Source organism: Promicromonospora kroppenstedtii DSM 19349 (assembly GCF_000515355.1).
Classification (GTDB): Bacteria; Actinomycetota; Actinomycetes; order Actinomycetales; family Cellulomonadaceae; genus Promicromonospora; species Promicromonospora kroppenstedtii.
Map to the genome: position 1 here is coordinate 43,245 of NZ_KI911645.1, position 785 is coordinate 44,029.

The 785-nt window shown below is 75.8% G+C and carries 2 protein-coding genes; one reads left to right on the forward strand and one right to left on the reverse strand.

Going from position 1 to position 785, the window contains the following annotated elements; all coding sequences use genetic code 11:
• The coding region (locus tag PROKR_RS09455) for an alpha/beta fold hydrolase (RefSeq protein WP_157601987.1) at positions 1-423 on the forward strand (423 nt) is incomplete at its 5' end.
• A gap of 69 nt (positions 424-492) precedes the next feature.
• On the opposite strand, the gene PROKR_RS34400 is transcribed toward PROKR_RS09455, so the two are convergent.
• Positions 493-785, reverse strand: a 293-nt coding sequence (locus PROKR_RS34400; protein WP_036962506.1) for a TetR-like C-terminal domain-containing protein, incomplete at its 5' end; no start/stop codon positions are given.

Genomic DNA, 785 nt, shown 5'->3' on the forward strand with positions numbered 1-785 from the left:
CTGGCCCGGTCGCCCCGCGCGGTGCGCCGGTCGTTCGAGGACAACCTGCAGCACGGCGGCGGGACGCCGGGTGTCGAGCGTGCGGTCGAGCTCGCGCAGCGCGAGGCGGAGCAAAAGCACCGGCACCGCGAGCCCGCACTCGACGACTGGCAGGCGCTGTCGTTCGGCCCGCGGGCGATGCGGACGGACTTCCTCCCGGAGCTGCACCGGATGGCGGTGCCGACGCTCTGGGTGCGGGGCTCCGCGGACCCGCTGGTGCTCCAGCCGGAGCTCGACGCCGCCGTGGACGCCGCGCCGGGTGCGCGGATGGAGGTGCTGCCCGATGCCGGCCATGTGTCCACGCTGGACCAGCCGGACCGGGTCGCGGCGCTGGTCCGGGAGTTCCTGACCGAGCACGCGGGGACGCCGGAGCCGGGCCGCTGAGCCCGGTGGGCACCGCGTAGGCGCGGGGAGTGCGCTTCTACCCAGCGATCTGGCCCGAGACGAGGGCCGTCACGGGCCGATTGGCTGGGTAGAAGCGCACTTCGCGCAGCCGGTGGCTTCGCGGACCAGGCCCTCGATCTCGGCGGTCAGCAGGGTGCCGCCGTCGAGACCCATGGTGTCGAAGCCGCCGACCAGCTCCAGCGACACCAGCCCGTGCACGCGATACCAGGTGGCCAGCGCCAGCCGCAGTGCGCCGGGCGGGGTCTCCGGCGGGGCCCCGAGCGTCCGGCCCCACCGGGACAGCTCCGCGTCGAGGCCTTGCCGCGTGCCGGACTCCCGCCCCGTGCCGGATCCGACGGCGC